The sequence below is a fragment of the Vibrio sp. 070316B genome (assembly GCF_013114115.1).
Classification (GTDB): domain Bacteria; phylum Pseudomonadota; class Gammaproteobacteria; order Enterobacterales; family Vibrionaceae; genus Vibrio; species Vibrio chagasii_B.
This window is the reverse complement of sequence record NZ_VTYC01000029.1, coordinates 1-15076: the sequence shown is the minus strand read 5'-3', so window position 1 is coordinate 15076 and position 15076 is coordinate 1. Positions and strand designations below refer to the sequence as shown.

The 15076-nt window shown below is 46.6% G+C and carries 10 protein-coding genes; all 10 read left to right on the top strand.

What is annotated here, in order from left to right; genetic code table 11:
• The first annotated feature begins 251 nt into the window (after positions 1–251).
• Positions 252–1934 (top strand): ABC transporter substrate-binding protein, encoded by a 1683-nt coding sequence (locus F0251_RS18725; protein ID WP_171731580.1) that lies wholly within the window; start codon positions 252–254, stop codon positions 1932–1934.
• 169 nt (positions 1935–2103) lie between these two features.
• On the top strand, positions 2104–3090 hold the full coding sequence (locus tag F0251_RS18720) for an ABC transporter permease (RefSeq protein WP_171731579.1): 987 nt from the start codon (positions 2104–2106) through the stop codon (positions 3088–3090).
• 2 nt (positions 3091–3092) lie between these two features.
• A complete protein-coding gene (locus tag F0251_RS18715) occupies positions 3093–4118 on the top strand; it encodes an ABC transporter permease (RefSeq protein WP_171731578.1) in 1026 nt (341 codons plus the stop codon).
• Positions 4119–4120: 2 nt separating this feature from the next.
• On the top strand, positions 4121–5104 hold the full coding sequence (locus tag F0251_RS18710; protein WP_171731577.1) for an ABC transporter ATP-binding protein: 984 nt from the start codon (positions 4121–4123) through the stop codon (positions 5102–5104).
• Positions 5105–5191: 87 nt separating this feature from the next.
• Positions 5192–6187, top strand: coding sequence for an ABC transporter ATP-binding protein (locus F0251_RS18705; RefSeq protein ID WP_171731576.1), 996 nt, complete (start codon positions 5192–5194; stop codon positions 6185–6187).
• Between the two features lie 98 nt (positions 6188–6285).
• Positions 6286–8007 carry a glycoside hydrolase family 9 protein gene (locus F0251_RS18700; RefSeq protein WP_171731575.1) on the top strand — a complete coding sequence of 574 codons (1722 nt, stop codon included), beginning with the start codon at positions 6286–6288 and terminating at the stop codon, positions 8005–8007.
• A 2-nt stretch (positions 8008–8009) separates the two neighbouring features.
• On the top strand, positions 8010–8894 hold the full coding sequence (locus F0251_RS18695) for an N-acetylglucosamine kinase (RefSeq protein ID WP_171731574.1): 885 nt from the start codon (positions 8010–8012) through the stop codon (positions 8892–8894).
• Positions 8895–8906: 12 nt separating this feature from the next.
• Positions 8907–10841, top strand: a complete 1935-nt coding sequence (locus F0251_RS18690) for a beta-N-acetylhexosaminidase (protein ID WP_171731573.1) — start codon at positions 8907–8909, stop codon at positions 10839–10841.
• Positions 10842–10968: 127 nt separating this feature from the next.
• Positions 10969–13374: a N,N'-diacetylchitobiose phosphorylase gene (locus tag F0251_RS18685; RefSeq protein ID WP_171731572.1), complete on the top strand. Its 2406-nt coding sequence runs from the start codon at positions 10969–10971 to the stop codon at positions 13372–13374.
• Positions 13375–13447: 73 nt separating this feature from the next.
• Positions 13448–14860 (top strand): phosphoglucomutase/phosphomannomutase family protein, encoded by a 1413-nt coding sequence (locus F0251_RS18680; RefSeq protein ID WP_061032491.1) that lies wholly within the window; start codon positions 13448–13450, stop codon positions 14858–14860.
• Positions 14861–15076 lie beyond the last annotated feature (216 nt).

Here is a 15076-nt window from a genome sequence, read left to right as displayed (position 1 = left end):
GTTAATAACGTAGGGTTGTGTGTTTTTAACGTTTTTAACGGGAAACGAGTTTGATTAATTCATCGATAAGGTGTTTTCTTACTCCTGCCAAAGGCCTACAGGCCACTCTTACCACTTCCCAGAATCAACGATGAATCTGGAGCAACGAAGAAGAGGTAGGCCTTTAACTAGAGTGTGTATCTACTAAAGCATTTAGCGACAGATAACATTCAATCCATTAGTGAAATGAAAGCAAATAGTAAGGAACAGCTATGCTTGCCAATATAAAAAAAACAGCAATAGCAACAGCAATTATTGCAACTGCTACAGCAGGTTTTGCATCAGTAGCAACAGCTGCAGAACGCAGTGAGTTGACGATTCACCCTAAAGAGTTCACAACCTTCGTACGTAACTTTAACCCGTACCTAGGCGCAACTCATTTACATACAACCTGGGATTTCCTATACGAGCCTTTAGTTGTATTTAACGAAATGCACGGTAACACCCCAGTGTTCCGTCTAGCTGAAAACTTCACTATGTCAGATGATCTGATGAGCGTCGTTTTTGATATTCGTAAGGGTGTGAAATGGTCTGATGGAGAAACTTTCTCTGCTGATGATGTTGTTTTTTCTTTCAATCTTGTAAAAGAGAAAACAGAGCTTGACCAATCTGGTATCAACTCTTGGGTGGCTTCTGTAGAGAAACTGAACGACTACCAAGTTAAATTCAGCCTAACTGAAGCAAACTCAAACGTACCTTATGAGATTGCTAAAGTACCTGTAGTACCTAAGCACATCTGGAAAGACGTTAAAGATCCATCAACGTTTACCAATGAAAACCCGGTAGGTTCTGGTCCATTTACCGAGATCGATACGTTTACAGCGCAACTATACATTCAGTGTGCAAACCCGAACTACTGGGATGCAGACAACCTAGATGTTGACTGTCTACGTGTTCCACAAATTGCGAACAACGACCAGTTCCTAGGCAAAGTTGTAAACAGTGAAATGGACTGGACGTCTTCTTTCGTTCCAGATATTGACCGTACATACGCAGCGGCAAGCCCGAAACACCACTACTGGTACCCGCCTTCAGGTACACAGGCATTCATCGTTAACTTCAAGCACCCTGATGCTGCGAAGCATGAAGCATTGAACAACGTTGATTTCCGTCGTGCTTTCTCTATGGCTCTTGACCGTCAAACTATCATCGACATCGCATTCTACGGCGGCGGTACTGTGAACGATTTCGCATCGGGTCTTGGTTACGCATTCGAAGCTTGGTCTGATGAAAAGACTCACAACAAGTACAAAGGCTTCAACACTTACAACGCTGAAGGTGCGAAAAAGCTTCTTGCTGACGCTGGCTTCAAAGATGTAAACAAAGATGGTTTTGTTGACACTCCATCAGGTAAGTCTTTCGAACTAATGATCCAATCGCCAAACGGTTGGACTGATTTCAACAACACAGTTCAACTAGCGGTAGAACAGCTAAACGAAATCGGTATTAAAGCGAAAGCTCGTACGCCAGATTTCTCTGTGTACAACCAAGCAATGCTTGAAGGTACATACGACGTAGCATACACAAACTACTTCCACGGTGCGGATCCATACACCTACTGGAACAGTGCTTATAACTCATCACTACAGTCTGGTGAGGGTATGCCTCGTTTCGCTATGCACTTCTACAAAAACGAGAAACTAGATGGTCTTCTAAACAGCTTCTACAAAACAGCTGATAAGAACGAACAGCTAGATATTGCACACGGTATTCAGCAAATCATCGCTGCAGACCAAGTGACAATCCCTGTGATGTCTGGTGCTTACATGTACCAATACAACACAACTCGCTTCACTGGTTGGTGGAACGAAGAAAATCCAAAAGGCCGTCCAAACATTTGGGCTGGTATTCCAGAGCGTCTACTTCATGTACTGGACCTAAAACCAGTTAAATAAGTAATCGTTCAATCTTTGCGGCGTAACTTCTTACGCCGCTTATAAAAATCCCCACACTCTCAATTGAAAGTATGGCGCTAGTCGTCAGGGGATTTTTCGTTCCAAATTTCGCTAGGAGCGACCTGAATCCAGAAACAGGGAAACAATCTGGGTGAGTAAGGTGTGAGTTATGGGTTATTTTTTAAGACGTTTGTCATTTTATTTTGTCGCGCTATTAGTTGCTGCGACGTTAAACTTTATTATTCCAAGAGCAATGCCTGGTGACCCCGTTACCATGATGTTTGCGAACGCTTCAGTACAAGTTACTCCAGAGCGTATTGCTGCAATGAAAGAGCTATTAGGCTTCGTTGATGGTGGCTTATTGGTTCAATACGCAGCGTACATGAAGAACATTCTTAGCTGGGAACTTGGTACATCAATTCAATTCTACCCACTTTCTGTAAACACACTGTTGGGTGGAGCATTCGGTTGGTCACTTTTCTTAGCTGGCACCGCAGTGATTCTTTCTTTCTCGATTGGTTCAATCCTAGGTATTTTCGCAGCGTGGAAACGCGGCAGTAAATACGATGCCTTCGTAACACCAGGGATGCTAATTCTGCAAGCCGTTCCTCAAGTTGTTATTGCGATGATTGCACTGTTTACTTTCGCAATCGGCTTAAAGTGGTTCCCAACAGGTTATGCCTACACCGCAGGTACAGTACCAGATTGGACAAGCTGGGCATTCATTAAAGATGTCGCTTACCACGCCTTCTTACCGCTGTTTTGTGCTTCTGTTGTTCAAATTGGTGGCTTCCTAGTAAACATGCGTAACAACATGATCAACCTACTAGCAGAAGACTACATCACCATGGCGAAAGGCAAAGGCCTGAGCGAAAACCGAGTGGTATTCAACTACGCAGCTCGTAACGCGATGCTACCAAGTGTGACAGCCCTTTCAATGTCGCTGGGTATGGCAATCGGTGGTCAGTTAATTATCGAAATCATCTTTAACTACCCAGGTCTTGGCAGTGTACTTTTCAACGCAATTAACGCTCGTGACTACCAAGTTCTGCAAGGTCAGCTGCTTATCATGACGCTATTCATGCTGTTCTTTAACCTAGTTGCAGACATGCTTTACGTCGTTCTTGACCCTCGTCTTCGTAAGGGTGGTAAATAATCATGAAAGACTTTCTAAAACTCATTTGGCGTAACCCGATGGCTCTAACAGGTGTCATCATCCTAAGTATTTTTATTCTTGGCGCGATTGCTGCTCCATTGATCACCAAGCATGTACCAGACAAGCGCACAGGTAACCCACACGAGTACCCTGGCTTCGTCGTTAAATCAGCACAAACTAACCCTGATGGTTGGGTTGCTCAAAATCTAGCAGATGACCGTCGCACATTGATCATGTCTAAAAAGGCAGATCACGTACTAGGTACAACGCGTATGGGTCGTGACGTTTGGTCTCAAGTGGTATACGGCGCACGCGTATCTCTTGCTGTAGGTTTTGGTGCAGGTCTAACCGTATGTTTACTCGCAACTGTTATTGGTGTTTCTGCGGGCTACTTCGGAGGCCGTGTCGATGACGTTCTAACCGCCGCAATGAACATCATGCTGGTAATCCCTCAATACCCATTACTGTTCGTAGTAGCAGCCTTTATCGGTGAGGCAGGGCCACTCACCATAACCTTGGTTATCGGCTTTATGTCCTGGGCTTGGGGCGCCCGTGTTGTTCGCTCCCAGACCTTAGCACTGCGTGAAAAAGAGTTTGTAAAAGCGGCGGAAGTTTTGGGTGAATCATCATTCCGCATCATCTTCGTAGAGATTCTGCCAAACCTTATCTCTATCGTTGGCGCAAGCTTCATCGGTTCGGTGATGTACGCAATCATGATGGAAGCTACGATCTCGTTCCTAGGTCTTGGTGACCCGAACACAATCAGCTGGGGCATTATGCTTTACAACGTTCAAACCTCTTCATCAATGCTGATTGGCGCTTGGTGGGAACTGTTGGCTCCGTGTTTCGCACTGACACTACTGGTAACAGGCCTTGCTCTACTTAACTTCGCTGTCGATGAAATTGCTAACCCGCAACTGCGTTCTCACAAAGGCATGAAGCGTTGGAAGAAACTAGCAGCTCAAGACAAACAAGAACGTGAACCAGAACTACCACCACAAAATGCACTTTGGAGCGGAGATAAATAATCATGTCTGAACCACTAATTTCTATCCGCAACTTATGCGTGGATTACATCACAGAGTCTGGCGATGTACGTGCGTGTAACAACGTAAGTTTCGATATCGCGCCAGGTGAAGTATTCGGCCTAGCTGGTGAATCTGGCTGTGGTAAATCAACGGTCGCTTTCTCTCTGATGCGTCTTCATAAGCCGCCCGCTTACATCAGTGGTGGTGAGGTTATCTTCAACGGTGAGAACATCCTTGAATACAGTGATGACCGTATGCAAGCGTTCCGTTGGAGCGAGATGTCGATGGTATTCCAGAGCGCGATGAACGCACTCAACCCAGTACTACCGATGGAAGAGCAGTTCTGTGACGTAATCATGCGTCACACCAACATGACTCGTGAGCAAGCTAAACAACGTGCTGAAGGTCTACTTGAAATTGTAGATATTCACCCGAGCCGATTGAGTGACTACCCTCACCAATTCTCTGGTGGCATGCGTCAGCGCTTGGTTATTGCTATCGCGCTAGCACTGAATCCAAAGTTGATCATTATGGATGAGCCGACAACCGCACTTGATGTGGTCGTGCAACGCGAAATTCTACAAAAGATCTATGCACTGAAAGAGGAGTTTGGCTTCTCGATTCTGTTCATTACCCATGACTTGTCACTCATGGTCGAGTTCTCCGACCGCATTGGCATCATGTACTCAGGTGAACTGATCGAAGTTGCTAACTCTCAAGATATTCTAGAAAACCCTTACCACCCTTACACCAAAGGGCTGGGAAGTTCTTTCCCTCCACTGACAGGGCCAAAGACAAAGTTAGCGGGTATTCCGGGCAACCCTCTGAACCTGTTAGAGATCCCTGAAGGGTGTCGTTTCCAGGCTCGTTGTGAGCGTGTACATGAAACGTGTACCAAGGTGCCAACCAAGCTGCGCTCTATCGACCCGGGACATTTGTCTAACTGCCACCTGTACGGTGACCCAATAGTACAAAGGAAGCTATAGCTTGCACGCTGACTTGGCGTGAATAACGAACAAGGCGGCTCGACCGCCTAAAAACAAGCAAAGCGAATAAGGATTCTGGAGACAATTATGAGCAAAGATTTCGGTCAATTATTGGTAGAAGGCAAGAATGTCGTAAAAGACTTCCCAATAAGCAGTACCACCATTCAAACCCCTATGATGCGTGCAATTAACGACGTGTCATTCAAGATGTACAAAAGCCGCGGCCTAGCAGTGGTTGGTGAGTCTGGTTCAGGCAAATCAACCACCGCAAAAATGATCGCAAAGATGTACGCGCCTTCAGGCGGTACGATTGAATACAAAGGCCGAGACATCCAAGAGATCTCAAGCAAAAAAGATCTGATGCACTACCGTGAAGGTGTACAGATGGTATGGCAAGACCCGTTTGGTTCTCTGAATCCAACCCATAACATCTTCCACCATATTGCTCGACCACTGTTGATCCACAAGAAGGTGACTTCTGGCAACAAGAGAGAGCTAGAAGAGCGTGTATACGATCTTTTAGAGCAAGTAGGCCTAATCCCACCAAAAGAGACAGCGAAAAAGTATCCACACCAGCTGTCTGGTGGCCAACGTCAGCGTGTCAACCTTGCACGTAACATCGCGGTAGGTGCAGAAGTCGTTCTTGCCGATGAGCCAACATCAATGCTCGACGTTTCGATTCGTGCCGGCGTTCTGAACTTGATGGAAGAGATGAAGTTTGAGAAGCAAATGTCTCTACTTTACATCACACACGATATCGCAACCGCGCGTTACATCGCTGAAGACCTATCAGTAATGTACGTGGGTCACATGGTTGAATGGGGCGATACCGATGACGTTATCGCTAACCCTCAGCACCCTTACACCCAACTATTGGTTTCAGCGGTTCCAGATCCAAAGAAATCAATCCATGACCAACTGGCCGGCAACAAAGGTGAAATTCCGCTTTGGACGCCAGCATCTGTCGGCTGTCCATTTGCTGGTCGTTGTACTCACGCCATGGACAAGTGTAAAGAGCAACTTCCGGGCGTGACTCAATTAGCAGAGAACCACTTCGTTCGCTGTTACCTACACGAAAGCTAAACATTAAGACTGAGTTAGGGTCTGCGGGCCCTAGCTACTTATATCCAAAATAATTCAGGTACCTAGCCACAAGAAACTAGGACCTTTGGAGAATATTGATGCTGTTATTGACCAACCATATTGGCTACGAATCTTCGGCTCCTAAGCAAGCTATTCTGCAGACAAAGAAAGCGCGTTTATCCAGTACCACTGCATTGCTCGTGTGTGCCGACAACCACATTACCGTGGGTAACTTCGACGTTGTAAAACAGGGTCGCGTAGCAAACTGGCATCAAGGGCAATTCTTCACGATCGATTTCAGCGCATTCACTGAGAGCGGACGTTACTACCTGCGCTTTGACAACCTTCGCTCTGAAGTGTTCGAGATTGGTAACAACCTACTAATGAGCCACACTTTTTCTGATGTGCTTCACTACTTTAAGTCACAACGTTGTGGCGGCATTTTTGATAAGAAAGATCGTCTAGCCCAAATTCTTGGCACCGACCGATACGTTGATGTTCATGGTGGTTGGTACGACGCATCAGGCGATGTAAGCAAGTATTTTAGCCACTTGTCGTATGGCAATTACCTAAACCCACAACAGATCCCAATGGTAGTTTGGAACATGCTTAAAAGCGTGCGCTTAACCAGCAACAACCCAGATTTCCCTAAATTCTCTATGACACGACTAATGGAAGAAGCGCTATTCGGTGCCGATTTCTTAGTACGTATGCAAGACGCGGCTGGATACTTCTACATGACAGTATTCGATAAGTGGAGCAAAGATATCAACCAACGCGACATCTGCGCGTACTCCACTCAAGAAGGCCATAAATCAACAGATTTGCAAGCCGGCTACCGACAAGGTGCTGGTGTGGCTATTGCAGCACTTGCCGCAGCGTCTGAACTAGACATATCGGGTAGCTACTCGAGCCAAACCTATCTTGATACCGCGACCAAAGGTTACTGGCACCTAAAAGAATACAACTTACAGTACCTAAACGATGGTGAAGAGAACATCATCGATGAGTATTGCGCCCTACTCGCGGCCAATGAGCTTTACCGAGTAACACAAGACGAACAATACCTTTCAGAAGCAAGAACTTGGGCGACTCGTTTAATCTCTCGCCAACAGTCAGATGAATCATTTGAGCACTTCTGGTCAGCTAATGCTGATGGCTCTCGCCCATACTTCCACGCCGCGGAAGCAGGGTTGCCAGTGATAGCCCTGTGCGAATACATCAATAATGAAACTGACGCAGAGCTCAAAGAACAAGCTCGCATTGTTGTTGAACAAGCATGTCAGTTCGAAATCAACATCACCGATAAAGTCACCAACCCCTTTGGCTACCCAAGACAGTACGTAAAAAATGTTGATGGTGATAAGCGCGATGCTTTCTTCGTAGCTCAGAAGAACGAAACCGGCTACTGGTGGCAAGGTGAAAACGCACGTCTTGGTTCCATTGCAACCATGGCTTACCTCGTTCAACCACATATTAAAGATCACGGCTTGCAAGAACGTTTGATCCAGCTTTCACAGAACAGCCTCGACTGGATCTTGGGCCTTAACCCTTACCACATGTGCATGCTTGATGGTCACGGTCATAACAACCCTGACTACTTACCTCAGCTTGGTTTTTTCAATGCCAAAGGCGGTATCTGTAACGGTGTCACCGCTGGCTTTGAAGATGATCAAGACATTGCGTTCAATCCACCAGCACAAAAAGATGACATGCTTCAAAACTGGCGCTGGGGCGAACAATGGATCCCTCACGGTGCTTGGTTCCTATTGGCAACCGCTGCGCAATTCAATTTCCTAGCACAGCGTAAGGAGCAATAATCATGACGCTTTACTACGTAGGTATTGATGGTGGCGGCACGTCTTGTCGTGCTCGTATTCGCGATGACCAAGGCACACTCATTGGTGAAGCGAAAAGCGGCAGCGCTAACATCCTTTTAGGTGTTGATGTTGCGATGAGCTCAATTATTGATGCGATTACTCAAGCAGCACAACAAGGGCAACTCGAATCAAGTCATTTTTCAAATATGCATGTCGGCCTTGCACTGGCTGGTGCTGAGCAAAAGTCAGCATGGTTCAACTTCATGGCTCAGCCACACCCTTTCGCCAGTATGACGCTCAACACTGACGCTTACGGTGCTTGTATTGGCGCTCACAATAGCCAAAACGGCGCCATCATGATTGGTGGCACTGGCTCATGCGGCATCTACCTACAAGATGGTGAGCAGCATGTCGTTGGTGGTCGTGAATTCCCAATTTCTGACCAAGGTGGCGGCGCGGTGATGGGGCTTCGCTTGATTCAACAAGTTCTGCTGGCAGAAGATGGCATTCGCAACAAGACAGCACTGACTCAACACGTGATGAACCACTTTGGCAATGATGTTGATGCCATCGTCGAATGGTCAAAAGGCGCTATTCCAAAAGACTACGGTCAATTCTCGCCAGCAATTTTTCAACTGGCTAACGAAGGCGATGAGCTCGCTATCGAGATGCTCAAGCAAACCGCCGCTGATATCGAAATGTTTGTACTAGCACTGCATCGCAAAGGTGCGGACAAGGTATGCCTGATGGGCAGTATCGCAGAGCGCATTCTCAACTGGTTATCACCACCAGTACAACAATGGATCGTTGAACCTCAATTTGACGCTATCGAAGGCGCATTGATGTTTGCCGGAAAACCACAACACAACTTGTATCAACAGGCTTAGCAGGGAAGTTATATGAATTATCGCATCGACTTAGCTGTTCTTTCTGAACAAAAACACAACTGCCGATTTGGCCTTACGGTACATAACTTAAGTGATCTTGACGTAACTGATTGGTCACTCCATTTTGCATTTGACCGATTCATCCTTCCAGAGAGTCTGTCGCAAGGTGAATTAACTCAAGTAGGAAGCTTTTGTTCTTACCAGCCAAGTACCACCGTATTAAAGGCGAACAACCATTACTACCTTGAATTCAGTATTCAAAGCGCTCCATTCCGTTTCTATTCTGATGGTCTCAATGACGCCTTTATCCAAACACATAACCAAGGCGAAACCTCGGTACTGCCAGTTGCGATATCACCAATAGTGCTGGCTTCACCATATCGTGAACGCAGCCAAATCCCAGAAGTAGATGCGGCAGCGGTAGCACTGATCCCCCAACCGAATCAATTCGAGCTGAAACAAGGCGGCTTCGCACTGAACAAAGCGTGCACAGTTGAAGTTCAGTCACACCTTGCAGAGAAAGCTAGCACTTGGCTACAACAAGAATTACTGACTACGTTTGAGCTAGCGGTTTCAGCAGAACTCTCACCAGAAGAAAACTGTGACATTCTACTGCGTAGTAATCCGACTTTAGATGAAGCCGAGTACAAGCTAACGATCACCGCTCAGCAAGTGGTCGTAGAATCCGGCAGCCAATCAGGCTTTACGCATGCCGTCGCTAGCTTAATCCAATTGGTTCAACAACAAGATGCTGAACACTTCTCTGTGCCATGTTGCAAAATCGCCGATCAACCTCGTTTCAAATACCGCGGCATGATGTTGGACTGTGCACGTCACTTCCACTCGGTGGAGCAAGTGAAGCGTTTAATCAACCAACTGGCGCACTACAAATTCAACGTTTTTCATTGGCACCTAACCGATGATGAAGGTTGGAGAATAGAGATTAAGCGACTACCTCAACTCACTGAAATCGGTGCTTGGCGCGGCCCTGACTATGCATTGGAACCGCAATATACCCATATTGCGGAAAACTACGGCGGCTTCTACACAGAGCAACAGATTCGCGAAGTTATTGAATACGCAGAGCAACGTAGCATCACTGTGATCCCAGAGATCGATATCCCGGGACACTGCCGCGCCGCGATCAAATCACTGCCTGATATGTTGGTAGAGCAAGCGGACACCACTCAATATAAGAGCATTCAGCACTACAACGACAATGTACTAAATCCAGGTTTATCGGGTACTTATCAGTTCTTAGATATCGTTATTGAAGAAGTCGCTGAACTCTTCCCGAGTGAATTGATTCACATGGGCGCAGACGAAGTGCCACCGGGTGTGTGGACCAACAGTCCTGCTGCTCAAGCACTGATGAAAGAGCATCAATACCAAGACAGCAAAGATTTACAAGGTCACCTATTTCGCTATGCCGAGAACAAACTTAAGCAGCTAGGCAAGCGCATGGTGGGCTGGGAAGAGGCACAACACGGCGACAAGGTGAGCAAAGAGACCATCATCTACTCGTGGCTCAGCGAAGAAGCCGCAGTGAACTGTGCTCGCCAAGGCTTTGATGTAGTTCTACAACCCGCACAATTTACTTATCTCGACATGACCCAAGATTACGCACCGGAAGAGCCGGGCGTAGATTGGGCTGCCGTTATCCCATTAGAACAAGCTTATACCTACGAAGCGCTTGCTGAGATATCCGACACCGACCCAATTCGTAAGCGGATCCGCGGAATTCAGTGTGCTCTATGGTGTGAGATCGTCACCAACCAAAAGCGTATGGATTACATGGTCTTCCCAAGAATTAGCGCTTTAGCTGAAGGATGTTGGACACACAAAAACAACCGAAACTGGCTTGATTACCTGTCTCGCCTAAAGGGTCACTTGCCGCTACTCGACAGACTCAATGTTGATTACCGCAACCCTTGGAAAGCTGAATAAAACAAAACCACAGCATGCTCATACCGAGTGATAGCTGACTCAAATTAAGGTGCTCAGTCCAACGAAACTCAGCATCACTATTTAAAAATTAGCTGCATAGATGCAGTTTGTTAAAAAGGAAATGACAATGAAATACGGCTATTTCGATAACGACAATCGCGAATACGTCATCACTCGCCCTGATGTACCAGCACCTTGGACCAACTACCTAGGTACTGAAAAGTTTTGTACTGTAATTTCGCACAATGCGGGCGGTTACTCGTTCTACAATTCTCCGGAATACAACCGTGTTACTAAATTCCGTCCAAACGGCACCTTTGACCGTCCAGGACACTATGTTTACCTGCGTGATGATGAGACTGGTGATTACTGGTCTATCTCTTGGCAGCCAGTAGCAAAGAGCCTAGATGAAGCAAACTACGAAGTCCGTCACGGCCTTTCATACTCAAAGTTCAAATGTGAATACAGCGGCATTACCGCAACCAAAACGCTATTCGTACCTAAAGGTGAAGATGCAGAAGTTTGGGACGTTGTGCTAAAGAACAACACTGATAAGCCACGTACTATCAGCACATTCTCATTTGTAGAGTTCTCGTTCAGCCACATCCAATCAGACAACCAAAACCACCAGATGTCTCTGTACTCTGCGGGCACGTCTTATCAAGAAGGTGTGTTGGAATACGACCTGTACTACAACACCAACGACTTTGAAGGCTTCTACTACTTAGCGTCAACCTTCTCACCAGACAGCTACGACGGTCAGCGTGACAACTTCCTTGGTATGTACCGCGATGAAGCTAACCCGATTGCGGTTGAAAACGGTAAGTGTTCGAACAGCGCTCAAACCTGTTACAACCACTGTGGTTCTCTGCATAAGCAATTTACCATTCAACCAGGTGAAGAAGTTCGCTTTGCTTACGTACTAGGTATCGGCAAAAGCAACGGTGAGCGCCTACGTGAAAAGTACCAAGACACTGCAAACGTAGATGCAGCGTTCCAAGGTATCAAGGATCACTGGGACGAGCGTTGCAACAAGTTCCAAGTTAAGTCTCCAAACGAAGGCTTAGACACCATGATCAACACCTGGACACTATACCAAGCAGAAACCTGTGTGGTGTGGTCGCGCTTTGCATCATTCATTGAAGTGGGCGGCCGTACAGGTCTTGGCTACCGTGATACCGCGCAGGACGCTATCTCAGTGCCTCACGCGAACCCTGCGATGACTCGTAAACGTATCGTCGACCTACTACGCGGCCAAGTTAAAGCGGGCTACGGTCTACACCTATTCGATCCAGACTGGTTTGATCCAGAGAAAGCAGACGTCGAGCCATCAAAATCACCAACGGTAGTCCCAACTCCATCAGATGACGACAAGATCCACGGCATCGAAGATACTTGTTCTGATGATCACTTATGGATCGTTCCGACCATCATTAAATACGTGATGGAAACCGGTGAGCATGAGTTCTTTGATGAAGTGATTCCTTACGCAGACGGCGGTGAAGCGACAGTCTACGAACACATGAAAGCGGCACTGAACTTCTCTGCAGAATACGTTGGTCAAACAGGTATCTGTAAAGGCCTACGTGCTGACTGGAATGACTGTTTGAACCTTGGTGGCGGTGAATCATCAATGGTGTCATTCCTACACTTCTGGGCGCTACAAGAATTCTTAGACTTAGCTAAGTTCCGCAATAACGACGCTGATGTTGCGAAATACACAGAAATGGCAGCGAACGTTCGCGAAGCGTGTGAAACACACCTTTGGGATGATGAAGGCGGTTGGTACATTCGTGGTCTAACCAAAAATGGCGACAAGATCGGTACAGCTCAACAAGCTGAAGGTCGTGTACACCTTGAGTCAAACACGCTAGCAGTTCTATCTGGTGCGGTTTCTCAGGAGCGCGGTGAGAAAGCGATGGATGCAGTCGATGAGAACCTATTCTCTGAATACGGCTTGCACCTAAACTCTCCATCGTTCGCAACACCAAACGATGATATCGGCTTCGTCACTCGCGTTTACCAAGGCGTAAAAGAGAATGGCGCTATCTTCTCTCACCCGAACCCATGGGCTTGGGTAGCAGAAGCGAAACTTGGCCGTGGTGACCGTGCGATGAAATTCTACGATGCACTTAACCCATACAACCAAAACGACATGATTGAAACACGTTACGCAGAACCATACTCGTACGTGCAATTCATCATGGGTAAAGACCACCAAGACCACGGTCGTGCAAACCACCCATGGTTAACCGGTACCTCTGGTTGGGCGTACTTTGCGGTAACCAACTTCATTCTTGGTGTTCGTACTGGCTTTGAAGGCTTAACCGTAGATCCTTGTATCCCAACAGATTGGCCAGAGTTTGAAGTGACTCGTCAATGGCGTGGGGCGACATACAACATCACAGTACAGAACCCGAATGCAGTAAGCAAAGGGGTTGCCTCTATCACTATCAACGGTGAGTCTGTAGAAGGCGCAATCCCAGTTCAAGCAGAAGGCAGCGTGAACGATGTTGTCGTTGTTCTAGGCTAGTCACGCAACTTAACCAACCACTCTTGCCTCAAGCCTATTGGGTTTGAGGCAAAGAGACTAAAAGGATTTTCTAATGATTAAATTTGGTACAGGTGGCTGGCGCGCTTTCATTGGTGAAGAGTTCACCAGAGAGAACGTTCGCCTTGTGGCACAAGCGCTGGCAAACATCATCAACAATGAAGATGCAGCCAAAAACGGATTTGTGATCGGTTACGACCGTCGCTTCCTTTCCGATAAAGCTGCATGTTGGTTTGCTGAAGTGTTAGCCGCTAACAACATCAAAGTCAGCTTCATCGATAAGTTTGTTCCAACCCCTATCGTCATGTTCCAAGCTAAAGAGATGGGCTGCACCTACTCGGCATGTATTACCGCTTCTCACAACCCTGCGGATTACAACGGAATCAAGGTGTTCATTGAAGGTGGTCGTGATGCTGACGAGATCATCACAGAGAAGATCGAGCAGCAAATCGCAACTCTAACCAACGAAGACGTTATCCGCGTCGACTTCGAACAAGCGTTGAACGACAAAGAGATCGAGATCATCAATCCAATGAACGACTTTGTTGATTCGATCATTAACTTCATCGATATCGAGTCGATCAAGAAAGCGAATCTACGCGTACTGATTGACCCTATGTTTGGTGTAGCGAAGAACGCTCTACAAACGGTTCTTATCAATGGCCGTTGTGATGTCGACGTTATCAACGATGGTAAAAACCCAGATTTTGGTGGATTAATGCCATCACCAAGCGCAGCTACGCTCTATCGCTTGAAGCACTTAGTTGCAGCTGAAGGGTATGACATCGGTATTGGTACCGATGGCGATGCAGACCGCTTAGGTATTATCGATGAGAAAGGTAGCTTCATTCACCCTAACGAAGTACTACTACTGCTTTACTACTACTTGTTGGAATACAAGGGCTGGAAAGGATCGGTCGTTCGTAATATCGCAACCACCCATCTGCTCGATAAAGTGGCAGCCGATCATGGTGAAAAGAGCTTTGAGGTTCCAGTAGGCTTTAAGCATATCAGCTCGCAGATGGAAGCCGACGACTCTCTGATTGGTGGTGAAAGTTCCGGTGGTTTAACCATTCGCGGCCACATCAAAGGTAAAGATGGTGTCTTTGCATCAAGCCTACTGGTTGAGATGATCAGTGTAACGGGTAAGAAATTGTCTGAGCTCCTTGATGAGATCTACTCTAAATATGGCTATGCCTACACCGCGGAAGGCGATTGCAAGTTCAAACCTTCAGAAAAAGAAGCGCTCTACACCAAGATCTATGTAGAGAAACAGCTGCCTGAGTTTGAGTACGAGATTGAAAAAGTCAGCTATGAAGATGGTGCCAAGGTGTACTTTAAGAATGGCGGTTGGGTGATTGCTCGTTTCTCTGGAACAGAGCCTTTACTACGAATCTTCGCAGAAATGGAAGATAAAGAGACAGCAGAACGTGTTCTTCAAAAAGTGAAAGACTTCCTCTCTCTATAGGCTTATAGAGTGCAGCAGTTTTGGATGGGACTTAACAAATCACTGCCTTGTTAAAGCCTATGGGTGAAGAACTCTTGCCCAGTACTTTGGTGAAAGTACTGGGCTTTTTTATGGTTCATCGCGGCTTTCCGGGGAAAGCCGCTTTTATCTTCAAGAAGAAGTAGTCTGTATCTCGATACCCATATCCCATTCGCTTGATTAGCTTTATCTTGTTGT

Excerpts from the sequence above, each read along its gene's own strand:
- F0251_RS18725 (WP_171731580.1), top strand. The coding sequence starts at position 252 with ATGCTTGCCAATATAAAAAAAACAGCAATAGCAACAGCAATTATTGCA.
- F0251_RS18720 (WP_171731579.1), top strand. The coding sequence starts at position 2,104 with ATGGGTTATTTTTTAAGACGTTTGTCATTTTATTTTGTCGCGCTATTA.
- F0251_RS18715 (WP_171731578.1), top strand. The coding sequence starts at position 3,093 with ATGAAAGACTTTCTAAAACTCATTTGGCGTAACCCGATGGCTCTAACA.
- F0251_RS18710 (WP_171731577.1), top strand. The coding sequence starts at position 4,121 with ATGTCTGAACCACTAATTTCTATCCGCAACTTATGCGTGGATTACATC.
- F0251_RS18705 (WP_171731576.1), top strand. The coding sequence starts at position 5,192 with ATGAGCAAAGATTTCGGTCAATTATTGGTAGAAGGCAAGAATGTCGTA.
- F0251_RS18700 (WP_171731575.1), top strand. The coding sequence starts at position 6,286 with ATGCTGTTATTGACCAACCATATTGGCTACGAATCTTCGGCTCCTAAG.
- F0251_RS18695 (WP_171731574.1), top strand. The coding sequence starts at position 8,010 with ATGACGCTTTACTACGTAGGTATTGATGGTGGCGGCACGTCTTGTCGT.
- F0251_RS18690 (WP_171731573.1), top strand. The coding sequence starts at position 8,907 with ATGAATTATCGCATCGACTTAGCTGTTCTTTCTGAACAAAAACACAAC.
- F0251_RS18685 (WP_171731572.1), top strand. The coding sequence starts at position 10,969 with ATGAAATACGGCTATTTCGATAACGACAATCGCGAATACGTCATCACT.
- F0251_RS18680 (WP_061032491.1), top strand. The coding sequence starts at position 13,448 with ATGATTAAATTTGGTACAGGTGGCTGGCGCGCTTTCATTGGTGAAGAG.